Source organism: Pseudomonas sp. GW822-FHT07A10 (genome assembly GCF_058798795.1).
Genome location: NZ_JBXAKV010000003.1, coordinates 51,250 through 73,556, shown reverse-complemented (window position 1 = coordinate 73,556; position 22,307 = coordinate 51,250). Strand labels below are relative to the sequence as shown.

Here is a 22,307-nt window from a genome sequence, read left to right as displayed (position 1 = left end):
AAGAAGGGGCCTTCGGGCCCCTTTGCTATTGTGGGAGAGGGGGCAGCTAACCTGAATTTCTGGATGCGCCGGGATAAATGCAGGCGCTACCGTAAGCTCTGATTTTTTAAGTGATTCTTTTATCCGCTTGTTTTTTTTGAAAACAGCCCCCATCTTGGTTTCAAGCTTACTTCCATCTGTTTACGGCCTTATGGCCGCCGTAGAGGCGAAATCATGAAGACGACCATCGAATTGCCTCTCCTGCCATTGCGTGATGTCGTGGTTTATCCGCACATGGTTATCCCGCTGTTCGTGGGGCGCGAGAAATCCATCGAAGCTCTCGAGGCAGCGATGACGGGCGACAAGCAGATCCTTCTGCTGGCTCAGCGGAATCCTGCTGACGACGATCCCGGTGAAGAAGCACTTTATCGCGTAGGCACCATTGCTACCGTTCTGCAGCTGCTCAAGCTGCCTGACGGCACCGTCAAGGTTCTTGTCGAAGGCGAGCAGCGGGGCGCCGTGGAGCGCTTCAGCGAAGTCGACGGCCACTGCCGTGCCGAAGTCTCGCTGATCGACGAAACCGAAGCGCCTGAGCGCGAATCGGAAGTGTTTGTCCGCAGTCTGCTGGCTCAGTTCGAACAATATGTGCAGCTGGGCAAGAAAGTCCCCGCTGAAGTCCTGTCGTCGCTCAACAGCATCGACGAGCCAGGTCGCCTGGTCGACACCATGGCCGCGCATATGGCCCTGAAGATCGAGCAGAAGCAGGAAATCCTCGAAATCATCGATTTGTCGGCCCGGGTCGAGCACGTTCTGGCGTTGCTGGATGCCGAGATCGATCTGCTGCAAGTCGAAAAACGCATTCGCGGCCGCGTTAAGAAGCAAATGGAGCGCAGCCAGCGCGAGTACTACCTGAATGAGCAGATGAAGGCCATTCAGAAAGAGCTGGGCGACAGCGACGAAGGCCACAACGAAATCGAAGAGCTGAAAAAGCGCATCGATGCCGCCGGTCTGCCGAAAGATGCGTTGGCCAAGGCTCAGGCCGAACTGAACAAGCTGAAGCAAATGTCGCCAATGTCCGCGGAAGCGACCGTGGTGCGTTCGTACATCGACTGGCTGGTTCAAGTGCCATGGAAAGCCCAGAGCAAAGTGCGCCTGGACCTGGCCCGTGCCGAGGACATTCTCGACGCCGACCACTACGGTCTGGAAGAAGTCAAAGAGCGGATCCTTGAATACCTCGCCGTGCAGAAGCGCGTGAAGAAGATTCGCGGCCCGGTATTGTGCCTGGTCGGTCCTCCAGGGGTGGGTAAAACCTCTCTGGCGGAGTCGATTGCGCATGCCACCAACCGCAAATTCGTCCGTATGGCCCTCGGCGGCGTGCGCGATGAGGCGGAAATTCGTGGTCATCGCCGGACTTATATCGGTTCGATGCCAGGAAGATTGATTCAAAAGATGACAAAGGTGGGCGTCCGTAACCCGCTGTTCCTGCTCGATGAAATCGACAAAATGGGCAGCGACATGCGTGGCGATCCGGCGTCGGCGTTGCTGGAAGTGCTCGACCCCGAGCAAAACCACAACTTCAACGATCACTATCTGGAAGTCGACTACGACCTGTCCGATGTGATGTTCCTGTGCACCTCCAACTCGATGAATATTCCACCGGCGCTGCTGGACCGGATGGAAGTGATTCGTCTGCCGGGTTACACCGAAGACGAGAAGATCAACATTGCCGTCAAATACCTTTCGCCCAAGCAGATTGCTGCCAACGGACTGAAAAAAGGCGAACTGGAATTCGACGCCGAAGCGATCCGCGACATCATCCGCTACTACACCCGCGAAGCCGGTGTACGTGGGCTGGAGCGCCAGATTGCCAAGGTTTGCCGCAAGGCGGTCAAAGAGCATGCTCTGGAAAAACGCTTCTCGGTGAAGGTGACTGCCGAGATGCTGGAACACTTCCTGGGCGTGCGTAAATTCCGTTACGGCCTGGCTGAGCAGCAGGATCAGATCGGTCAGGTCACCGGCCTGGCGTGGACCCAGGTGGGCGGCGAATTACTGACCATCGAAGCCGCAGTCGTGCCGGGTAAAGGCCAATTGATCAAGACCGGTTCTCTGGGTGACGTGATGGTCGAATCGATCACCGCAGCCCTGACCGTTGTCCGCAGCCGTGCGAAGAGCCTGGGGATTCCCCTGGACTTCCACGAGAAGCGCGACACCCATATCCACATGCCTGAAGGGGCTACCCCGAAAGACGGCCCTAGCGCCGGTGTAGGCATGTGCACGGCCCTGGTGTCGGCATTGACTGGCATTCCTGTAAGAGCGGACGTCGCCATGACCGGCGAAATCACCTTGCGTGGTCAGGTGCTGGCGATCGGTGGCTTGAAGGAAAAACTGCTGGCTGCTCACCGTGGCGGAATCAAGACGGTGATCATTCCTGAAGAGAACGTACGCGATCTGAAGGAAATTCCTGACAACATCAAGCAAGATCTACAGATTAAACCCGTTAAATGGATTGACGAGGTCCTGCAAATTGCGCTGCAATACGCGCCGGAACCCTTACCGGATGTGGTTCCGGAGATCGTTGCAAAGGATGACAAACGCGAGTCTGACTCTAAGGAAAGAATTAGCACGCATTAGTACGCATTTGCCTGGGGGGCTTCCTTGACAGTTTTTTAGAGCCCTTGTTATAAAGCGGCTCTTAAGTGTCTGTAGGCCATTCAGCACTCGTTTTTTTTGCTTTCACCAAAAAACTTAGAATCAAACTCAAATAGATATAAGGGGACTTAGAGTGAACAAGTCGGAACTGATTGATGCTATCGCTGCATCCGCTGATATCCCGAAAGCTGCTGCTGGCCGTGCGCTGGACGCTGTAATCGAATCCGTCACTGGCGCTCTCAAGGCTGGTGATTCTGTTGTTCTGGTTGGTTTCGGTACTTTCTCCGTGACTGATCGTCCAGCTCGCATCGGTCGTAACCCACAGACCGGTAAGACGCTGGAAATCGCAGCAGCCAAAAAGCCAGGTTTCAAAGCCGGTAAAGCACTGAAAGAAGCTGTCAACTAAGTTCGATTCAGGTTTTTGCCTATCCGGGTCGGGGTCATTCCTGACTTGGCAGCGGAGCGGTAGTTCAGTCGGTTAGAATACCGGCCTGTCACGCCGGGGGTCGCGGGTTCGAGTCCCGTCCGCTCCGCCAGTTACGAGAAGGCGCATCCTCGGATGCGCCTTTCTTCTATCCGGATTCTACCCACGCTCCACGGTTGCCTAATTTTGAAGTTCAACCGTTTCTGGGGGACGCATGCTGCAGAATATCAGGGACAATTCACAAGGCTGGATTGCCAAGACCATTATCGGGGTCATCGTTGCACTGATGGCTTTGACCGGTTTCGACGCTATTTTCAAGGCCACGACGCACAAAAATGACGCGGCCAAGGTCAACGGCGAAGAAATCAGCCAGAACGAGCTGAGCCAGGCGGTCGATATGCAACGCCGTCAGCTCATGCAACAGCTGGGCAAGGATTTCGATGCTTCCTTGCTCGACGAAAAAATGCTGCGCGAATCGGCCCTCAAAGGCTTGATCGATCGCAAACTGCTGCTGCAAGGCGCAGAAAAATCGAAATTCGCTTTCTCCGAAGCCGCTTTGGATCAGGTGATCCTGCAAACGCCTGAATTCCAGGTGGACGGCAAGTTCAGCCCCGAGCGTTTCGACCAGGTGATCCGTCAACTGGGCTACAGCCGTCTGCAATTCCGTCAGATGCTGGCTCAGGAAATGCTGATCGGTCAGCTGCGCGCTGGCCTGGCCGGTAGCGGTTTCGTCACCGATGCACAGGTGTTGGCCTTCGCCCGTTTGGAAAAACAGACCCGCGATTTCGCCACCGTGAACATCAAGGCAGACCCGGCGGCAGTGAAACTGACCGACGATGAGGTCAAGGCCTACTACGACGAACACGCCAAGGAGTTCATGACGCCAGATCAGGTGGTCATCGATTACCTTGAATTGAAGAAGGCATCCTTCTTCGATCAGGTCAGCGTCAAGGACGAAGACTTGCAAGCGGCGTATCAGAAAGAAACCGCAAACCTGTCCGAGCAACGCCGGGCTGCGCACATTCTGATCGAAGTGAACGACAAGGTGACCGAGGCGCAAGCCAAGGCCAAGATCGAAGAAGTTCAGGCGCGCCTGGCCAAAGGCGAGAGTTTCGAGGCCCTGGCCAAGGAGTTCTCCCAGGATCCAGGTTCGGCGAACAACGGCGGTGACCTCGGTTTTGCAGGTCCGGGCGTCTACGATCCAGCGTTTGAAAAAGCCCTGTATTCGTTGGCCAAGGATCAGGTCTCGGAGCCGGTTCGCACTGATTTCGGTTTCCACCTGATCAAGCTGTTGGGTGTCGAGGCGCCTGAAGTGCCAACGTTCGCCAGCCTGAAAGACAAGCTGACCCGCGAGTTGAAAACCCAGCAAGTCGAGCAGCGTTTCGTCGAAGCGACCAAGCAATTGGAAGACTCCTCGTTCGAGTCCTCTGATCTGGCCCAGCCGGCACAAGACCTGAAGCTGACCGTTCACACGTCCGCGCCATTCGGCCGTGAAGGTGGCGAAGGCGTTGCGGCCAATCGTGCCGTAGTGACCGCTGCATTCAGTCCTGAAGTGCTGGATGAGGGTGCCAACAGCACCGCCATCGAGCTGGATCCGGAAACCGTGATCGTGCTGCGCGCCAAGGAGCACCGCAAGCCTGAGCAACTGCCGCTGGAAAGCGTGGCTGCCAGCATCCGCGTGCAATTGACCAAGGAGCACGCGAGTGCCGCCGCCAAGACCAAGGCCGATCAACTGATCGCCAGCTTGCGTGATGGCAAGACCGCACTGGACAAGGCGATCGATGGTCAGAACTGGAAAGTCACCGCAACCGCGACTCGCGCTCAGGAAGGGGTCGACCCAACCGTGCTGCAAGCGTTGTTCCGCATGCCCAAGCCAGTCTCCAAGGACAAGCCGACCTTCAGCAGCGTGACCTTGGCCGATGGTAGCCTGGTGGTCGTGCGTCTGAACGGCGTGAATGAAGGCGCTGCGCCGACCGAAGAAGAGAAGGCTCAATACCGTCGCTTCCTCGCCTCGCGCATTGGCCAGCAAGACTTCGCGGCCTACCGCAAGCTGCTGGAGCGTGAGGCTGAGATCAAGCGTTTCTGATGCCTGACTGAGCTTTGCGCGACACAAAGGACCCCAGCCGAAAGGTTGGGGTTTTTTTATGGGGGAAACGAAAAGATCGCAGTCTGCGCTAGCGCTTTCAGGGGATCGCGGTCATCTTTAGGCGCTGCCGCAGGCTGCGATCTTTTGATTTTTGCTCCGGCGGGACTTTCTCCCGAGATGATGGTCAATGAATCTGTAGCCGTTTTAGACAATCGTTGCTCCGCTAAGCATCGATCTGTTGCACAATACGCCTCGAACCGTTTTCCTCAGGATGTTCAATGTTTAAATCAATTCCCATGCGTGTTGTAGGGCTGGCCTTGGTGCTGGCCGCCGCTGCCGGTTGTTCGTCGAAGAAGGCCGCCATCTATGAGCATGAGAACTTCGACGACTCGGGAACGTTTTCGCGCAGCTACCCGGTGACCGATGCGCAAACCTGCGAAGCCGCCCGTCGGGCCTTGCTTAGCCAGGGTTACATCATCACCAGCAGCGATCCGAAACTGGTCAGTGGGCACAAGAGCTTCCAGCAGACCGGCGAAACCCATATGGAGATCAGCTTCAACGTGGTTTGTGCCGATGACGGCAGCGAGGGGCACCATGCGACCATGTTCGCCAACGCCCTGCAGGACCGATATGCGCTGAAAAAGACCAACAACTCCGCCAGCCTCGGCGTCGGCGTATTGGGCTCGGTATCGATGCCGATCGGCTCGTCCGATGATTCGATGGTCAAGGTCGCGAGTGAAACCGTGTCCTCGGCCAAGTTCTACGAGCGTTTCTTTACCCTGGTCGAACTGTTCCTGCCGCCGGAAGCGAAGAAGGCCGCGCACATTATCGAGAAGCCGAAAACCGAACTGGGGATGCCTGAAGCCAAGGCTGCACCGGCTCAGTTGGCGCCAACCCCGGCACCGGCGGCAGATCCTGCGCCAGCGCCAGCAGCCGAGCCCGCACCTGCCGCCGCGCCTGCCACTTCGGAGCCTGTTGCGCCGCCTGCTGAAACAGCGCCGATTACCCCGACCAAGAGCACCGAGCCGACGTCGTCCACGGAAACGGTCACTCCAGTAGCGGACTCGAGCACGCTGCCGCCGCCGACCGAGCCGATTTCGGCGATACCTGTCTCCGGCCAGTAGTGGGCTTGCTTCTTATGGGAGCGGGTCAGACGATACCGCTCCCGTAACGTCTTTCAAGACTGATCCACATCAAGTCGGGCTGTATTCCTACAGCCCGTATCGAAAAATCCAGTGATAAATTCCTGACCACCTGCTACGTTTTATTCAGTAGCGACGTAGTGTCGTGCCCGCGTCATTTTTCTTTCATGCGGGCACTTTATGCTCAAGGCGTTGGTCATTTATTCAAGCGATTTTTCAACAAACGATGGGGGTTTAATAATGGACGATTATCAAGAAGAACTGCTCGAGTATCAGGCGTTTGAACTGGACCCGCTGGAACCGGCCGAAGACGCAACCGAGTTGTAATTGCGATGACTGCGGCGAAACTCGCCGGGCGTCTGGCCATTCCAGCGTTTGAAGGCCCGCTGAAAGGCTTCGGCTGAGGCAAAACCCAGCAGGTAGGCAATTTCGCCGAACGCCAGTTCAGTGTCGCGGATGTAGGTCATGGCCAGGTCGCGGCGCGTGTCGTTGAGAATTGCACGAAATTGCGTGCCTTCCTCGGCGAGTTTGCGGCGTAAGGTCCAGGTTGGCAGCTTCAGGCGTGCCGCCACTTCTTCCAGGTCGGGTTCCCGGCCACCATTGAGCAACGGGCCCAGCAACTGAGTGATGCGTTCACGCAGGCTGCGGGTGCGTGTCAGTTGCTCAAGTTCCCGTTCACACAGTTGCAGCAGGTGCCGCCAGGTGCTCGGGCAGTGCTCCGGATTGCGCTGGGCGAGGCTGTCCAGGCTCAGGCGCAGTTGATTCTGTTCGGCGCCAAACTGGATCGGACAGTCGCCGAGTACGGCATAGGCGTCACGGTAATCCGGCGCGTCAAATTCGATCTCGATTCGTTCGGCACGCAGCGGGGCAGGGCTCACGCTGGACAATTGCTGCAACCAGCCAGCGATGATCGAATCCACCACGAAGCGGTTGTAGGCGTTGTAGGGGCTGATCGAATAGAACCGCAGCCAGGCGCCTTGGGCGTCTTCGTGAAAGCTCGACTGGCCTCGATAGTTGGAGCCGTACAGCGCTTCGAAACGAATCAGGCAGCGCGCCGCTTCGCGCACGGTGGGGGCCTGGGCGGCGGTGACGCCGGCGAGGCCGGCCTGGCTCAGGCGGCTGAGCTGGCCCATGCGCAAACCCAGCGCCGGGTCGTCGGTCAGTTGAATAGCGCCGTGGCCCAGGCGCATGTAGCGCGGGATCGACAGGCGGGCGCCGGCTTCGGCCAGTCGCGCGGCGTCGAGGCCGTACTGTTCCAGCAACGGTTGTGGGTCCAGGCCATGGCTGCGCACGGCGTCGGCCAGGCTATGGACGAAGCCCACCGACAGATCCCCGAGGCGCATCGGCTGCGGTTTCATCGCTTACAACCAGAGGTTCAGCAATTGCGCGCCGCGGGCATCGCCGTCGGCGAAATGCTGCCCGTTGCTGCTGAGGAAGCTTTGACCGGCGCAGCTCTTGTCCCAGAACTGACCGCGCAGGAACACGCTCATGCCGGCGATGCTCTGGCTGGCCGGTGGTTGGGCGGTCAGCGTCAGCCGCTGCCAGGCCTGACCTTCGCTGAGTTCGCCGGCCTTGAGGCTGACAGAACTCGGCGCGGGCAGGCCTTTATAGCCGCGCCATGGTTGATCCCAGGACCCACGCCCGACGACGAACGCCGGGACTGCCACCAGTTGCGCGCCTTGGTCGTCAAGTTTGCGGTAGTTGTCGGGGTACCAGCTGTCGCTGCCGATCAGCACGCCGAGGCGTCCGGCCGGGGTGTCGACGACGTTGACCGGATGATCGGAATTGCCTTGGAGCGTGCCACGTCCAGCGAACGTCGGGTGCACTTGTCGCTGGGGCTGGCCGATTGGCAGGCCGTCGCGACCGAACACCACGCTGCTGTTGTACAGCGCGCCGTGGCCGATGTGCAGGGTGCCGTCGCTGACGCTCGGCTCGGGCAGCACGATGGAACCGGCCACCAGGGTCACGTGGAACTCTTTCGCCAGGCCACCGAACAGCGCCTGGTAATCCTTGGCCATGCGTTTGGCTTTCATCCGCAAGTGCGCGTCGTCGAGACGGTTGCTGCCTTCGGCGCTGATCAGGGCGCGGATGAACTGCAGCGGGTTGCTCGCCGCCAGCCAGTTCATGGCTTCCTTGAGGGTGGTGGCCTGGTACAGCTCGTCTTTCTCGCCGCTGACCATCAGCCAGGTGCCGACATGTTCAGGCAGTACGACGATGGTTTTATCATTCAGCAGGCCCTGGTCCTGGGCCTTCTGCAAATAGGCCGCGAGCTTGCGGTGCAGGCGTTCAGGGCTTTGATAGTCGGTGGGGAACAGCTCGGGCTGGATGCCCAGCAGATTGCCACGATCGGCGGGCGTGCCCTGATCGACCGCGAGATTGATGCGCAGGTCCGACAGGTAATGACCCACCGGACGGTCCGCGGCCCACATCGCGTAGGTCGTCAGGACGGCGATCAACGCCATGGAGAGGGTCAGGTACAGAAGTTTGCGCATGGAAAACAGTCAGCGGCCGTGTGCAGGGTTCGCGACTAGGGTAGGGCGCATGCCTGCGCTTGCCAAGGGGCGCTGCGCATTTGGATCAATAAGTTGTCAGTTACGGTCATTGAGTGACAGCGGTGCGACTCTTAGTCTGTCGAACATGACTGACGGGGGCCGAAGAGCTCCTGCAAACTTTCCGTGATCGCTCGTTGTGGAGTTACCGATGGCCGCCGCTCATTACCCGCACCTGTTGGCCCCGCTGGACCTGGGTTTTACCACGTTGCGCAACCGTACCCTGATGGGTTCGATGCACACCGGTCTTGAGGAAAAGCCCGGTGGTTTCGAGCGCATGGCCGCGTACTTCGCCGAACGTGCCCGTGGCGGCGTTGGCTTGATGGTCACCGGCGGTATCGGCCCCAACGAAGAGGGCGGGGTTTACTCGGGCGCGGCCAAGCTGACCACCGAGGAAGAAGCGCTCAAACACCGGATCGTCACCCGCGCGGTGCACGAGGCGGGTGGCAAGATCTGCATGCAGATCCTTCACGCCGGGCGTTATGCCTACAGCCCGAAACAGGTGGCGCCGAGCGCCATCCAGGCGCCGATCAATCCGTTCAAGCCTAAAGAGCTGGACGAGGAAGGCATCGAGAAGCAGATCAGCGATTTCGTTACCTGCTCGACCCTGGCGCAAAAAGCCGAGTACGACGGCGTCGAGATCATGGGTTCCGAAGGCTATTTCATTAACCAGTTCCTCGCGGCGCACACCAACCATCGCACTGACCGCTGGGGCGGCGCCTACGAAAACCGCATGCGCCTGCCGGTGGAAATAGTCCGTCGGGTGCGCGAAGCGGTCGGCCCGAACTTCATCATTATCTTCCGCCTGTCGATGCTCGACCTGGTGGAGGGCGGTAGCACCTGGGAAGAAATCGTGCAATTGGCCAAGGCCATCGAGCAGGCGGGCGCGACCATCATCAACACCGGCATCGGCTGGCACGAAGCGCGGATTCCGACCATTGCCACCAAGGTGCCGCGTGCAGCGTTCAGCAAGGTCACGGCGAAACTGCGTGGTTCGGTGAGTATTCCGCTGATCACCACCAACCGCATCAACACCCCGGAAGTCGCCGAGCAGATCCTGGCCGAAGGCGATGCCGACATGGTGTCGATGGCGCGGCCGTTCCTCGCCGACCCGGACTTCGTCAACAAGGCGGCGGCCGGCCGTGGCGATGAAATCAATACCTGCATCGGTTGCAACCAGGCTTGCCTGGATCACACGTTCGGCGGCAAGTTGACCAGTTGCCTGGTGAACCCGCGGGCCTGCCATGAAACCGAACTCAATTACCTGCCGGTGCAACAGATCAAGAAAATCGCCGTGGTTGGCGCCGGTCCTGCGGGGCTGTCCGCCGCCACCGTGGCCGCCGAACGCGGTCATCAGGTGACGCTGTTCGATTCGGCCAGTGAAATCGGCGGTCAGTTCAACATCGCCAAGCGCGTGCCGGGCAAGGAAGAGTTCTTCGAAACCCTGCGCTACTTCAACCGCAAGTTGCAGACCAGCAACGTCGAACTGTGCTTGAACACCCGTGTGGACGTGGCGCAACTGGTCGAGGGCGGTTACGACGAAATCATCCTGGCCACCGGCATCGCGCCACGGGTTCCGGCGATTCCGGGTGTCGAGCACGCCAAGGTGCTGAGCTACCTGGACGTGATCCTCGAGCGTAAACCGGTGGGCAAACGCGTCGCGGTGATCGGCGCTGGCGGTATCGGTTTCGACGTGTCGGAATTCCTCGTGCACGAAGGCGTGGCCACCAGTCAGGACCGCGAAGCGTTCTGGAAGGAGTGGGGCATCGATACGCACCTTGAAGCGCGTGGCGGTGTCGCGGGCATCAAGGCTGCGCCGCATGCGCCGGCTCGTGAAGTGTTCCTGCTGCAACGCAAGACCTCCAAGGTCGGCGATGGCCTGGGCAAGACCACGGGCTGGATTCACCGCACCGGTCTGAAGCACAAAAAGGTGCAAATGCTCAACAGCGTCGAGTACCTGAAGATCGACGACGAAGGCCTGCACATCCGCATCGGCGAAAGCGGCGAACCGCAGGTGCTGCCGGTGGACAACATCGTGATCTGCGCCGGGCAGGATCCATTGCGCGAGTTGCACGACGGTTTGGTTGCGGCCGGGCAGAACGTGCACTTGATCGGCGGCGCGGACGTGGCGGCGGAGCTGGATGCCAAGCGTGCGATCAACCAGGGTTCGCGGTTGGCGGCTGAGTTGTAATCAACACAAAATCTGTGGCGAGGGAGCTTGCTGTGGCGAGGGGGCTTGCCCCCGTGGGGCTGCGCAGCGGCCCCAAACCGATTCAACGCATTTTTTAGTATCACCGCGTTGAATCGGTTTACGACGGCTGCGCCGCCGAACGGGGGCAAGCCCCCTCGCCACATATCTGCTGTTAACATACCGGCTCTTTACCCAGAGCCGGCATCAATGCTTTCCCCTCCAACAGACTGGCTCGCCCAAGCCCCCCTCGAACTACTTCACCTCGACTGGCTCACCACCGCCGGCATCGACGTCGCCATCCTGCGTCTGGACCAGATCGACCCGCTGATCAGCGGCAACAAATGGTTCAAACTCATCGAACACCTGAAAGCCGCCGACCAGAACGGTGCCCAAGGCATCATCAGCCTGGGCGGTGCTCACTCCAACCATCTCCACGCATTGGCCGCCGCGGGCAAGCGATTCGGTTTCACCACGGTCGGTTTGCTGCGCGGGCATCCGCAAGACACCCCGACAGTAAAGGACTTGCAGGCGTTCGGCATGCAGTTGCACTGGCTGGGTTATGGCGGTTATCGAGCGCGGCATGAGCCGGGTTTCTGGCAGCCGTGGCGGGCGCAGTATCCCGGGCTGCAACCGGTGCCGGAAGGTGGTGGCGGCTTGCGTGGGGCGAAGGGCTGCGTGCAGCTGGTGGCACAGGCTCGCGAGCAACTGAGTGGTCTGGGCTGGAGCCATTACGACGGCTGGTGGCTGGCCTGCGGAACGGGCACGACCCTGGCCGGTCTGGTGCTGGCCGAGGCGGGTGAACACCCGGTGTATGGAGCGCTGGCGGTGCCCGATGATCATGGCGTGGCGCAGCAGGTCGAGATGATTGGGCAGGAAGCCGGTTGGGTCGATCCTTTGTATGAACTACTGGACGCCAGCCGTGGCGGTTTTGCCAAAGTCGATCCGCAGCTGCTTGCATTCATCGAGCAGACCGAACAGGCCAGCGGCATTCTTTTCGAGCCGCTGTACACCGGCAAAGCGCTCATGGTTCTCAAGCAACAGGTCGACGCCGGTAAATTTCCCCAAGGCACGCGCCTGATCTTCATCCACACCGGCGGCTTGCAGGGCCGCCGGGGTTTCGAGCAAAGCGGTCGCGATTAACCGCGTTTGGGCATCATCCGCAGCAAGGTGTTATCGCGCACCACATAGTGGTGGTAAATCCCGGCCACCGCGTGCAACCCGATCAGCCAATAACCGATGGTGGCGCCGAGCTCATGCCAGCCTTGGAACTGCTTGGCCAGCGGTTTGTTTTCTTCGATCAGCAATGGCAAGTCGACGCCATAGAACATCACCCGATGCCCCTCGGCGCTGGTAATCAGCCAACCCAGAACCGGCACGGTGATCATGAAAATATACAGTGCCCAATGCATCAGCCTGGCAACCACGGTTTGCCAGCGAGGGGAGGCGGGAAATATCTGCGGTGCCGGCCCCAGGCTACGGGCGAACAGCCGCAACCAGACCAGGACGAACACGGTCAGGCCGAGCATGAAGTGTGCTTCCTTGATCAGCGTCCGGCCGCCACTGCCTTTGGGAAAGATCCCGCGAAATTCGATACAGGCGTAGACCAGTATTAACAGAACCAGCATCAACCAGTGCAGCGCGATCGATACGGTGCTGTAGCGTGATTCGGAATTCTTCCAGGGCATACGGTGTTTCCTCACAATTCTGGTCTGAAGTCACCGTTCTTGTTCGACGGCGTGCACTAACTGTAATCCTGTTTCGCTGGATTTGCCCGAGGCAAATGGGCTGTTCAATGCTCTAAATCAACTGATCGACCACAAAAAAGCGCCAGTTCCATCAAAGGAGCTGACGCTTTTTTTTATGACGCGAGAGGGGCGATCAGTTGGTTTGCGGCATTTCGCCATTGGCCAGACGCTTGTTGATGTCGGCGATCACCTCGGGCAAGTCGCTGATGGTGTCGATCATGTAGTGCGGTCGCGAGCCTTCGAACAGAGCATGAATGCGCTTGCGTTCGCTGGCGAGTTTGTCGCTGCTTAGCGCGCGATAACCTTCGTAGTCCAGACCCAGCGCGTTACCGGAGCAGATCAACGCCACGGTCCACATGCCGGCACGGCGACCTTCGAGAATGCCTGGCACCGTGTCGTCGATCTTCACGCAGGCCGCGACGTCGTCGATGCCCAGCGCAATCACATTGGCCAGGGCCTGAGCGGGCCATGGGCGGCCGTTGGGCACTTCGTCGGTGGCGACCACGTGATCGGCGACGTAGCCGTTGCTGGCGGCCAGTTCCACCACTTTGTCCATGACCTGTTTCGGGTAGCCGGAGCACGAGCCGATCTTGATCCCTTGTTGGCGCAAGTTGGCGATGGTGTCCAGGGCGCCCGGAATCAGCGCCGAATGTTCGGCGATTTTTTCGATCTGCAGCGGCATGAAGCGTTGGTAGATGGCGGTGACGTCATCGTCGGTCGGCGTGCGGCCGAACACCTGGCGATAACGCTCGGCAACTTGTGGCTGATCGCACAGGGTGCGGATGTGGTCCCACTTGCCCATGCCCATCGGCCCACGGGCTTCTTCGATGGAAACCTGGACGTCGAACTCGGCGAAGGCTTCGACGAAAATCTGCGTCGGGGCGAAGGAGCCGAAGTCGACCACGGTGCCGGCCCAGTCGAGGATGGCGGCTTGCAGTTTGGTTGGGTTGCTGTAGTTCATGTCTCATATCCTGTCTTGGGGAATTGGTGATCCCCGTAGCAGCTGACGAGCCCGCGAGGCTGCTGCTACGGAGCGTGGTGGATCAGATTTCGATGACTTCCATCTCGCGCAGCACCTCGGCCACGGCCGCCACCGCTGCGTGCATTTCGGCCTGGTTGACGTGGCCGATGCAGCCGACGCGGAAGGTGTCGACCTGGGTCAATTTGCCGGGGTAGAGGATGAAACCCTTGGACTTGACCCGTTCGTAGAATTCCTTGAACTGATAGCGCGGGTCTTTCGGCGCATGGAAGGTAACGATGATCGGCGCCTGGATCGCCGCGGGCAGGAAGCTGCGCAGGCCGAGTTTGGCCATGTCATCGAGCAGCACCTGGCAGTTGTTGGCGTAGCGCTGATGCCGGGCGGGCAAGCCACCTTCTTCGTGGTATTGCAGCAAGGCTTCGTGCAGCGCCGCGACCACGTGGGTCGGCGGGGTGAAGCGCCATTGACCGGTCTTGGCCATGTAGGTGTGCTGATCGAACAAGTCCATCGCCAGCGAGTGCGAGTTGCCGGCGGCGTTCGCTAGCGCTTCTTTGCGAGCGAAAACGAAACCCATCCCCGGCACGCCCTCCAGGCATTTGCCCGAGGCGGCGATCAGGGCGTCGAACGGCACCTGTTGCGCATCGATCGGCAGGGCGCCAAACGAGCTCATGGCGTCGATGATCAGGCGTTTGCCGTGCTGCTCGATGACGTGGGCGATTTCCGCCAGCGGGTTGAGGATGCCGGTGCTGGTTTCGCAGTGAATCAAGGCGACGTGGGTGATGCTGGCGTCGGCCTGCAGCAGGCGGTCGACGTCGGCGGTGGTGATCGGTTCGTCTTCGGCGGTTTCGAAGGTGCTGAACGAACGGCCAAGCACTTCGCAGATCTTCGCCAGGCGTTTGCCGTAGGCGCCGTTGATCAGCACCAGGACTTTGCCGTCCCGGGGCACCAGCGTGCCGATCGCCGCTTCGACCGCGAACGTGCCGCTGCCTTGCAGGGGCACGCAGTGGTGGCTGCCGCCGCCGTTGATGATCGCCAGCAATTGTTCGCACAGGCTGGCGGTCAGTTGGTTGAAGCGGTCATCCCATGAACCCCAGTCGACCATCATCGCCTGGCGAGTGCGCGGCGATGTGGTCAATGGGCCGGGGGTGAGCAGGATGGGCTCGGCAGTACGCATTCTTGTGTCCTTGCAAAAGCTCAGGGGGATGAAACTACGGGGCATAAATTGCAATTCGACGTGCTATCAATCAAATTGTTTGTTGTTATGCCAGCCATCAGTGAGAGTTATTCATGAATCTGTTCCAGCTGCGTGCCTTCGATGCCGTGGCCCGCGAGGGCAGCTTCACCCGCGCCGCCGCACGCCTGTTCATCAGCCAACCGGCGGTCACCGGGCACATCAAGGCGCTGGAGGAGCGTTACCAGATCACCTTGTTGCGCCGCACCGCGCGGCGCGTCGAGTTGACGGAAGAGGGCACCAAGCTCGCGGCGATCACCCGGGCAATGTTCGGCCTGGCCGAAGAAGCGCAGGCGATGCTGGAGGCCAACCGGCAGCTACTCACCGGGCGCCTGGAAGTGGCGGCGGATGGCCCGCACATGGTCATGCCGATGCTCGCCAGCCTGCGTGTGCGTTATCCGGGGATTACCGTGAACCTGCGGTTGGGCAATGCCCAGGAAACCCTCGCGGCGTTGTTGTCGGAGCATGCCGACGTGGCGGTGCTGACCGAAGTCGAGCCGCGCAAAGGGTTGCATCTGCAAGGGTTGAGCGAGTCGAGGATTTGCGCGTTGGTGCCTGCTGGTCATCCGTGGGCGCAGCAGTCGAAAGGGGTGCCGCTCAAGGCGCTGGACCAGGTGATCATGGTGTTGCGCGAGCCGAGTTCGATTACCCGACGCACGTTCGACGAGGCGTGCATTCAAGCCCGGGTCAATCCACGGGTGTTGCTGGAACTGGACAGTCGCGAGGCCGTGACCGAGGCAGTGGCCGCCGAGTTGGGCGTGGGCGTGGTGTCGTCGGTGGAAGTCAGTCACGACCCACGGGTGGCGGCGGTGCCGATCATTGGCGAGGGGCTGGTCAATCGGCACATGATCGGTTGTATGGAGCGGCGGCGGGATTTGCGCTTGATACAGGCGTTTTTTGGGCTGGCGCCCGTCGGGTAGAGCGCGGCGTGGCTATCGCGGGCAAGCCACGCTCCCACAGGTTTTGCGTCGTACACAAGGTTGGCGGCCAGCATAAATTCCTGTGGGAGCGGCCCGGTAAAATCACGGCATGGGATCCGAGCGGTTGATCAGCCAATCGAGCAGTAGATGCGCATCGCGGCGTGGTTCGGGAGCGGGCCGGGAAGGCTGGAGGTGGCTCATGCCGGCACACAACACCGGCCGGTCCGGGTCGCTGTCGAGAAAACTGACCAACACTTCGGTGCCGGCCATGGGCAGCCTGGACGGATCGATCCGACCGTCCGGTGCTGCGAGGGCGACCGGTAGCCAGAGTCCAACGGACTCATCCGCCTCGAACCCCGGTTTCGGCCACAAGCAGACCTGTATTCGGCCTTGCTCATCGAGTGCCGGCGGTTGCCCGACGGGGCCCAGCACCCGGGCGGTCTGATAGCCCGGGATGCTCGGCCTGACCTGTTTGAGCGTCGGCCTGAATACCGTTGACCAGGGAATGGCGGTGAAACGATTGCTGTAGCGCCGGGCCATGTCATGGCCGGGCTTGTCCTCGGCGAGAATCGACGGCTGCAGCCCCTGGTGCTGGATGTCGGTGAGCAGCCACTGATCGTTGAAGCTCGAGAGCGGGTGCTGCGCCACTTGCACGATTCGTCCGCTGCGCAGCTCGTTCAGGGTGCTTTGGCCGTGGATCTGCCGATGCTGGCAACGCAGGCGTTCCAGCGTGCGGCGGCCCAGCTGTTCGCGATGAAGCTGTTCGGGCGCAAGTCTTGCCGTAACCGGGCCCGTTCCGGCGAGCGGGTGGTTGGCCGCGCCATCGCCAATCACCTGCGCGCCGCGGTTTCTGGCATCCCATTGTGCCGGGGCGGGGGCCGGGTCATGGCGCTGGAACAGTTCGCTGATCGCCGGCAAGAGCGGGTCGTTGAGCACGTCGGTATGGAACGGCATCAGCAGCGGTTCCTGCGGGAAACTCAGGCTGTCGTCGGCCAGAACCAGCAGGTGCCCGTCGGGCTGATGCTCGAAGTGGAAGTGGATGCCTTCTTCTTCACACAGCCGCTGCATGAAGGCCAGATCGCTCTCATCGTACTGAATGCAAAAGGGCCGCAGCGGGTAGTGGCCGCAGGTCAGGTCGAAGCGATAGCTATGCTCGGGCAGCCGATGCTTCTCCAGTAACTGACGCATGATCGCCGGCACGCTGAGACGATGAAATACCCGACGCGAGCTGTGCAACTGAAGTCGTTGCAGATGGGGCGCCAGCACCAGTGAGTAGCCGACCCGATACGGGCCGCGATGTTCGCGGCTGACGCTGTGGATCACGCCATGAATGCCCTGATCAGCCGACAGCCTCAGGAACGCTGGTTGTTGCAGCAACCGGTGCAGGTTCATCGCCGGTGCGAGGCCGATCACCTCGATGTCGAATCGATAGGGCTGGTTGAGGCCTTCGCGCCCATTGAACTGCAACACCTGCAAACTCAGACCACCGTCGAGGAGTGTCAAGGTGTAGGGACTTTCCTTGTCGTTGTGCATCGAATGCGCTTCTGCCATGGAGAACGGGCGCAGAGGGTACGAAACCACAGCCCTGAAGCGTCACCGCAAATCGACTTTTCAGAATTGCCCTACAAACACTGTTGAAGATGTCGATCGGTCATCGGCTGAAGATGTTGGAATTTTTGGTCGATTGGCATCTTTAGGCCGTATAAACTTGCGCTACGCGTCGGCCAATAGATGTCTCGGCGCCACAGATCAAGAGAGTGAGTAATGGGCGCACAGTGGAAGGTTAAACACAAAGAAGCGGCAGCCAACGCCAAGGGCAAGATCTTCGGCAAACTGGTGAAGGAAATCACCATTGCTGCGCGCAACGGTGCCGATACCGCCACCAACGCACACCTGCGTCTGGTGGTCGAACAGGCGAAAAAAGCCTCGATGCCTCGCGAAACCCTGGAACGCGCGATCAAGAAAGGCTCCGGCCAGCTCGGCGAAACCGTGCAATACCATCGCGTGACGTATGAAGGGTTCGCACCGCATCAGGTGCCGCTGATCGTTGAATGCGTGACTGACAACATCAACCGCACCGTCGCTGAAATCCGCGTCGCGTTCCGCAAGGGCCAGTTAGGCGCTTCCGGTTCGGTGGCCTGGGACTTCAACCACGTCGGCATGATCGAGGCGTCCCCGGACAGCCCTGACGCCGATCCGGAAATGGCCGCGATCGAAGCCGGCGCCCAGGATTTCGAGCCGGGCGAAGACGGTGCGACGCTGTTCCTGACCGACCCTGCGGACCTGGATGCGGTACAGAAAGCGCTGCCGGAGCAAGGCTTCACCGTGTTGTCGGCCAAGTTGGGTTATCAGCCGAAGAACCCGGTGAGCGGCTTGAGCGACGAGCAGATGGCAGAAGTCGAAGCGTTCCTCGAAGGCCTCGATAACCACGATGACGTGCAGGACATGTTTGTCGGGTTGGCGGGTTAAGCGGTTCTGACCGTTGTGATTTAACCTGTGGTGAGGGCTTGCTTGTGGCGAGGGGGCTTGCCCCCGTTGGGTTGCGAAGCGACCCCAAAAGCGACGGCTGCTGCGCAACCGAACGGGGGCAAGCCCCCTCGCCACAGTTCTATCTTTGCGGGTCAGGATCCATTCAACTCCCGCACCACCTCACTGAACCCCGGCCGCGCCAACACATCCGGCTGACAGCAGCGCTGCTGTAAATCCTCTAACGCGACCCGCTGTTCAGCGTTCAACCCTGAGTCGATCCGCTCCAGCAATTCTCCCAGGAAAATCCCGAACGCCCGTACCTCGATCCGTTGCAGCGCGCGGCTTTCAAGGCTGTCCGAGGTGGCATGGAAAGATGCCGCGCCAAAATCCCCCAACAGACAATCGCCATGCTCGTTCCACAGAATGTTGTGGCCATATAGGTCGCCGTGGGTGATGCCTTGGCGGTGCAGGTGTTCGGCGACCGAGGCGATGCCACTGGCGATGCGCATTGCCACGCCGGCGGTGAACCGGGTGTCGTCGGCATAGATGTCACGGGAGCAGGACGCCAGGCTCGGCAGGCTGGCCAGGTTGCGGTAGCTCGGATCGATCAGTTGCATCACCAGCCCGGCTTGCGCCTGCGGATGCCCGACGATCCGCCCTTCGACCCGGATCAGGTTGGGGTGGATGCCGGCGGTGATGCAGGCGTTCATTTCGTGCAACGGCGAGCCGTCGCTGGTCATTTCGCCTTTGTAGAGTTTTACCGCGACCTGTTTTGTCTGCTCCCACAACGCCTGATGAATGACCCCCGACGCGCCTTCGCCGAGTTTCTGCTCCAGGCTCAGCTCGGACCAGGGAATGCTCGTCGTGGCTTCAAGTGCCGCCGCATCGGCTTCGGTTTCCAATGGGTTGCCGGCGTAGGCCAGCCAGGTCAAGCTCGGCAGGGTCAGTAGCCATTCGGGAAGCTCGCTGAGCTGATTGGCGGCAATGCGGATCAGCTCAAGTCGATGACACTGGCTCAGGCTCTCGGGCAAGCGCTGTAAGCGGTTGCCGGCGAGCATGAGTTTTTGCAGGTGCGGGCGCTCGCCCAGCTCGGTTGGCAAATCCGTGATGCGGTTGTCGGTCAGGATCAGCCAGCGCAACAGCGGCGGCAGGGCGGCGGCCGGCACGTGTTCGATGGTGTTGGCCTTGAAACCGATCATCGTCAGTGCCGTACACTGGCCGAGGCAGGCGGGCAGTTCGGTGAACTGATTGTCCGAGCAGAACAGCACGCGCAAACGGGTCAGGCGGTGCAGATCGTCCGGCAGGCTGCGCAAGGCGTTGCCGCTGAGGTTGAGCACTTCCAGCGAGTCCGCCAGGTCGAATATTTCCCGGGGGAATTCGGTCAGGCCACAGACCAGGTCCAGGCGGGTGATACCCGACAATTGGCCGGCGCGCAGTTGTGCGAGGGTGTGCATAGGCAGGTTCGCTATTGATCTGAAGGAAGGCGCGGGGGCCTGGAAATGGGCGACATGATAGCGGGAAAGTGGTGGTGGCTGTCAGGCGAGTTCCCTGACCTCCAGCAACTGCCCCAACCGGCTGCGCGTGCGCGCCAGGTCGATGGCATCGCCATCCAGGCATTCGCGCAATGACTGGTGGCCGAGCAGAATCAGGTGTTTGTCCTGGTCGTACAAGACGTCGATCAGGTTGATGAAGCGTTGCTGGGCGGCGATTGAACAGTCGGCGAGGCTGGGCAGTTTGTCGATGATCCAGCGGTCGAAGCGCCGGCACAGTTCCAGGTAGTCCATGACGGCGGTGGGGTGTTCGCACAGGTCGGCGAAGGTGAAGCCGATGGTTCGCCCTTCGCAGTATCGGGCATGAAGGTGCCGTGTCCCGACGGGCAGTCGAATGGGCGGTGCGTCGTGTTCGAGCAGGTGCAGCGCCTGACGCTGGCTCACCGTGGCCGGCCAGACGTACTGGCCCTGGGTAAACAGCTGCTGCGCATGGGGTCGCGCCTGACTGCGGTAATCATGGGGGCCGCCGACTTCCATCACCTGCATGCGCGTGTTGATCAGGTCGATCACCGGTTTGAAACGGGCGTGGTAGAGCGGGTTGGGCAGTAAGCCTTCCGGTGGGTAGTTTGAGGTCACCAGCAGCAGAATCCCCCGGCGGAACAGCGCCTTGAACAGCCGGGTGATGAGCATCGCATCGCCGATGTCATGCACATGGAATTCATCGAAACACAGCACCCGGCAGTCTTGCAGCAGTTCGTCGAGGGTGGTTGCCAGCGCATCGGGCTGATCGCGATGGCTGAACATGCCCTGGTGCAATTGCGCAAAAAACTCATGGAAGTGCAGGCGCTGTTTTGCCGTGACGGGGATGGCCTGGAAAAATCCGTCGAGCAGCCAGCTCTTGCCGCGCCCGACCGCACCATGGAGGTAAAGCCCGGGGAGTGGCGCCGATGACCCCGGCAGCGCCGATGCGTGCTGCGCCATGCAGTCGATCACGCGCAACTGGCTGTGGCTGAGGGTGTAGCCCTGAACATGGGCCTTGTGGCGGAAGTAGTCGTGGATCACCCGGCCTTGCGCGCTGCCACTGGTTGGCGCCGCGAATGCCTTGCCGAAAAAACGGCGTAGCGCGGACCAGCGTGGTGTGAGTTGCGGACGGTTGGGCGGTCGTACGGCCAATGTGATGTCACCCCGTAATCTTCAGGCCGGCTCCCCCTGAGCCGCGGCGGCGTAGTTTAACCAAGTGGGTAATTTCCCTTCCACTGCTGCCGATAAAATCTGTAGGAGCGAGGCTTGCCCGCGAAGAACGATGATGCGGTGATACGAAAAAACGCGGTGCATTCTTCGCGGGCAAGCCTCGCCCCTACAGGATTTCGATCTTTTGATCTTCGAGGTTAACGCTCGATACTGCGATTCCACCGATCATTCCATGCCGGGCGCTGTTCGTTGACCTGATCCCAATCGATGGCAATCGCTGTCTCCAGATAGCGCTTCATCGCCTCGACCTGACCGCGGGTCTTGTCGGTGGTTGGCGTATTCGGGTTCGACGGAATCTGATCGCCGTCTTCAAGCGCCGCAGCCTGTGCTTCAGGTGTCAGCAAGAAGGCTGCGAGTTTCTGCGCCAGTTCCGGTTGGGTGTTGTTGGCGATGGCGCATTCGGCCACGTTGAGCACCACCGAGCCTTCCTTCGGCTGCGCATATTCCACCGGCATGCCCTTGAGTTTCAGCGCGGTGACCTGGGTCGGGGTCAGCGGGAACAGCGCCGCTTCGTCGGTCTGGAGCATTTCGGAGATTTTCGCCGAGCTCGGAATGTACTCCAGCACGTTGCGCCCGACGGTGTTCGGCCAGGCCTTGAACCCCGGTTCGACGTTGGTTTCGCTACCGCCCTGAATCCGGTTGAACATCAGGAAACCGTGCAGGCCGAAGGTCGAGGAGGCCATCGACTGGAACACAACCTTGTCCTTGTATCGAGGATCGGCCATGTCCATCCAGGAGGTTGGCGCGTTCCAGCCTTTTTCCTTGAACAGCCGCGTGTTGTACGCCAACCCGGTAACACCGAGGCTGACCGCCACCGCTTGATCCTTGATGCGGCCCTTGGGCGGAATCTGCGCCAGGGTCGGGCTGTCTTCGAGTTTGTCGCACAGGCCCATGGCAATGGCGCGGTACATGATGCCGTCGTCGAGGAACATCACGTGCAATTGCGGGTTGCCTTTGCTGGCCTGGACCTTGGCCAGAATATCGGCCGAGGTCCCCGGCACGATCACCACTTTGACGTTATTGGCTTTCTCGAAAGCCGGCAGCACCTTGTCGGCGTAGAGCCGCTCCATGGTCCCGCCGTTCATGCCCAGGTAAAGCGTCGGCTCGGCGTGGGCCTGAGTGACCGTGAGCAGGGCGCTCATGCAGGACAAACCGAGCAGTGCAGTGCGTTTGAGGTTATTCATTGGCGCGACCTTCCTCTA

General features: G+C 60.4%; 17 protein-coding genes and 1 tRNA gene. 9 read left to right on the top strand and 9 right to left on the bottom strand.

The window, feature by feature from the left end; genetic code table 11:
* Positions 1-213: 213 nt before the first annotated feature.
* The 5 genes from lon (at position 214) to AC1RL4_RS06770 (ending at position 6,262) form a co-directional block, all read left to right on the top strand.
* Positions 214-2,610 (top strand): endopeptidase La, encoded by a 2,397-nt coding sequence (lon, locus tag AC1RL4_RS06790; RefSeq protein WP_007940400.1) that lies wholly within the window; start codon positions 214-216, stop codon positions 2,608-2,610.
* A gap of 151 nt (positions 2,611-2,761) precedes the next feature.
* Positions 2,762-3,034: an HU family DNA-binding protein gene (locus tag AC1RL4_RS06785; protein WP_002552737.1), complete on the top strand. Its 273-nt coding sequence runs from the start codon at positions 2,762-2,764 to the stop codon at positions 3,032-3,034.
* Between the two features lie 53 nt (positions 3,035-3,087).
* A tRNA-Asp gene (locus tag AC1RL4_RS06780) sits at positions 3,088-3,164 on the top strand.
* Positions 3,165-3,266: 102 nt separating this feature from the next.
* On the top strand, positions 3,267-5,138 hold the full coding sequence (locus AC1RL4_RS06775) for a SurA N-terminal domain-containing protein (protein ID WP_019580009.1): 1,872 nt from the start codon (positions 3,267-3,269) through the stop codon (positions 5,136-5,138).
* Positions 5,139-5,416: 278 nt separating this feature from the next.
* A complete protein-coding gene (locus tag AC1RL4_RS06770; RefSeq protein WP_019580010.1) occupies positions 5,417-6,262 on the top strand; it encodes a DUF2242 domain-containing protein in 846 nt (281 codons plus the stop codon).
* Positions 6,263-6,552: 290 nt separating this feature from the next.
* Here AC1RL4_RS06770 and AC1RL4_RS06765 read toward each other — a convergent pair whose 3' ends face one another.
* Positions 6,553-7,638, bottom strand: coding sequence for an AraC family transcriptional regulator (locus tag AC1RL4_RS06765; RefSeq protein ID WP_230175235.1), 1,086 nt, complete (start codon positions 7,636-7,638; stop codon positions 6,553-6,555).
* A 3-nt stretch (positions 7,639-7,641) separates the two neighbouring features.
* Positions 7,642-8,772 carry a carbon-nitrogen hydrolase family protein gene (locus AC1RL4_RS06760; RefSeq protein WP_230175237.1) on the bottom strand — a complete coding sequence of 377 codons (1,131 nt, stop codon included), beginning with the start codon at positions 8,770-8,772 and terminating at the stop codon, positions 7,642-7,644.
* Positions 8,773-8,980: 208 nt separating this feature from the next.
* On the opposite strand from AC1RL4_RS06760, the gene AC1RL4_RS06755 reads away from it, so the two are divergent.
* Both AC1RL4_RS06755 and AC1RL4_RS06750 read left to right on the top strand, forming a co-directional pair.
* Positions 8,981-11,020: an oxidoreductase gene (locus AC1RL4_RS06755; protein WP_230175239.1), complete on the top strand. Its 2,040-nt coding sequence runs from the start codon at positions 8,981-8,983 to the stop codon at positions 11,018-11,020.
* A gap of 207 nt (positions 11,021-11,227) precedes the next feature.
* Positions 11,228-12,160, top strand: a complete 933-nt coding sequence (locus AC1RL4_RS06750; RefSeq protein ID WP_230175241.1) for a 1-aminocyclopropane-1-carboxylate deaminase/D-cysteine desulfhydrase — start codon at positions 11,228-11,230, stop codon at positions 12,158-12,160.
* Here the strand turns inward: AC1RL4_RS06750 and AC1RL4_RS06745 are convergent.
* The 3 genes from AC1RL4_RS06745 to AC1RL4_RS06735 all read right to left on the bottom strand — a co-directional run bounded on the left by AC1RL4_RS06745 (position 12,157) and on the right by AC1RL4_RS06735 (position 14,918).
* Complete coding sequence (locus tag AC1RL4_RS06745) at positions 12,157-12,705, bottom strand: cytochrome b (RefSeq protein ID WP_019580015.1); 549 nt, start codon at positions 12,703-12,705, stop codon at positions 12,157-12,159. The genes AC1RL4_RS06750 and AC1RL4_RS06745 overlap by 4 nt on opposite strands.
* A gap of 193 nt (positions 12,706-12,898) precedes the next feature.
* Positions 12,899-13,726, bottom strand: a complete 828-nt coding sequence (gene phnX, locus AC1RL4_RS06740; protein ID WP_096479878.1) for a phosphonoacetaldehyde hydrolase — start codon at positions 13,724-13,726, stop codon at positions 12,899-12,901.
* Positions 13,727-13,808: 82 nt separating this feature from the next.
* Positions 13,809-14,918, bottom strand: coding sequence for a 2-aminoethylphosphonate--pyruvate transaminase (locus tag AC1RL4_RS06735; protein ID WP_230175243.1), 1,110 nt, complete (start codon positions 14,916-14,918; stop codon positions 13,809-13,811).
* A gap of 113 nt (positions 14,919-15,031) precedes the next feature.
* Between AC1RL4_RS06735 and AC1RL4_RS06730 the strand changes: the two genes are divergently transcribed.
* Entirely contained in the window at positions 15,032-15,895 is an 864-nt protein-coding gene (locus AC1RL4_RS06730; protein ID WP_028941222.1) for a LysR substrate-binding domain-containing protein, read from the top strand.
* Positions 15,896-15,997: 102 nt separating this feature from the next.
* Here AC1RL4_RS06730 and AC1RL4_RS06725 read toward each other — a convergent pair whose 3' ends face one another.
* Entirely contained in the window at positions 15,998-17,428 is a 1,431-nt protein-coding gene (locus tag AC1RL4_RS06725; RefSeq protein ID WP_028941223.1) for a type VI secretion system Vgr family protein, read from the bottom strand.
* A 231-nt stretch (positions 17,429-17,659) separates the two neighbouring features.
* Between AC1RL4_RS06725 and AC1RL4_RS06720 the strand changes: the two genes are divergently transcribed.
* Complete coding sequence (locus AC1RL4_RS06720) at positions 17,660-18,364, top strand: YebC/PmpR family DNA-binding transcriptional regulator (RefSeq protein ID WP_007940960.1); 705 nt, start codon at positions 17,660-17,662, stop codon at positions 18,362-18,364.
* Between the two features lie 152 nt (positions 18,365-18,516).
* Here the strand turns inward: AC1RL4_RS06720 and AC1RL4_RS06715 are convergent, their stop codons facing one another.
* The 3 genes from AC1RL4_RS06715 to AC1RL4_RS06705 all read right to left on the bottom strand — a co-directional run bounded on the left by AC1RL4_RS06715 (position 18,517) and on the right by AC1RL4_RS06705 (position 22,289).
* Positions 18,517-19,818 (bottom strand): leucine-rich repeat-containing protein kinase family protein, encoded by a 1,302-nt coding sequence (locus tag AC1RL4_RS06715; protein WP_493119339.1) that lies wholly within the window; start codon positions 19,816-19,818, stop codon positions 18,517-18,519.
* An 81-nt stretch (positions 19,819-19,899) separates the two neighbouring features.
* Positions 19,900-21,027, bottom strand: a complete 1,128-nt coding sequence (zapE, locus tag AC1RL4_RS06710) for a cell division protein ZapE (protein ID WP_230175247.1) — start codon at positions 21,025-21,027, stop codon at positions 19,900-19,902.
* A gap of 215 nt (positions 21,028-21,242) precedes the next feature.
* Complete coding sequence (locus tag AC1RL4_RS06705) at positions 21,243-22,289, bottom strand: ABC transporter substrate-binding protein (RefSeq protein WP_019580022.1); 1,047 nt, start codon at positions 22,287-22,289, stop codon at positions 21,243-21,245.
* Positions 22,290-22,307: the final 18 nt, after the last annotated feature.

What these genes read in the sequence shown, in the direction of transcription:
- AC1RL4_RS06705 (WP_019580022.1), bottom strand. Translation starts at nt 22,289, where the DNA reads ATGAATAACCTCAAACGCACTGCACTGCTCGGTTTGTCCTGCATGAGC.
- AC1RL4_RS06745 (WP_019580015.1), bottom strand. Translation starts at nt 12,705, where the DNA reads ATGCCCTGGAAGAATTCCGAATCACGCTACAGCACCGTATCGATCGCG.
- lon (WP_007940400.1), top strand. Translation starts at nt 214, where the DNA reads ATGAAGACGACCATCGAATTGCCTCTCCTGCCATTGCGTGATGTCGTG.
- AC1RL4_RS06730 (WP_028941222.1), top strand. Translation starts at nt 15,032, where the DNA reads ATGAATCTGTTCCAGCTGCGTGCCTTCGATGCCGTGGCCCGCGAGGGC.
- phnX (WP_096479878.1), bottom strand. Translation starts at nt 13,726, where the DNA reads ATGAACTACAGCAACCCAACCAAACTGCAAGCCGCCATCCTCGACTGG.
- AC1RL4_RS06775 (WP_019580009.1), top strand. Translation starts at nt 3,267, where the DNA reads ATGCTGCAGAATATCAGGGACAATTCACAAGGCTGGATTGCCAAGACC.
- AC1RL4_RS06725 (WP_028941223.1), bottom strand. Translation starts at nt 17,428, where the DNA reads ATGCACAACGACAAGGAAAGTCCCTACACCTTGACACTCCTCGACGGT.
- AC1RL4_RS06720 (WP_007940960.1), top strand. Translation starts at nt 17,660, where the DNA reads ATGGGCGCACAGTGGAAGGTTAAACACAAAGAAGCGGCAGCCAACGCC.
- AC1RL4_RS06765 (WP_230175235.1), bottom strand. Translation starts at nt 7,638, where the DNA reads ATGAAACCGCAGCCGATGCGCCTCGGGGATCTGTCGGTGGGCTTCGTC.
- AC1RL4_RS06755 (WP_230175239.1), top strand. Translation starts at nt 8,981, where the DNA reads ATGGCCGCCGCTCATTACCCGCACCTGTTGGCCCCGCTGGACCTGGGT.
- AC1RL4_RS06735 (WP_230175243.1), bottom strand. Translation starts at nt 14,918, where the DNA reads ATGCGTACTGCCGAGCCCATCCTGCTCACCCCCGGCCCATTGACCACA.
- AC1RL4_RS06770 (WP_019580010.1), top strand. Translation starts at nt 5,417, where the DNA reads ATGTTTAAATCAATTCCCATGCGTGTTGTAGGGCTGGCCTTGGTGCTG.
- AC1RL4_RS06715 (WP_493119339.1), bottom strand. Translation starts at nt 19,818, where the DNA reads ATGCACACCCTCGCACAACTGCGCGCCGGCCAATTGTCGGGTATCACC.
- AC1RL4_RS06760 (WP_230175237.1), bottom strand. Translation starts at nt 8,772, where the DNA reads ATGCGCAAACTTCTGTACCTGACCCTCTCCATGGCGTTGATCGCCGTC.
- AC1RL4_RS06750 (WP_230175241.1), top strand. Translation starts at nt 11,228, where the DNA reads ATGCTTTCCCCTCCAACAGACTGGCTCGCCCAAGCCCCCCTCGAACTA.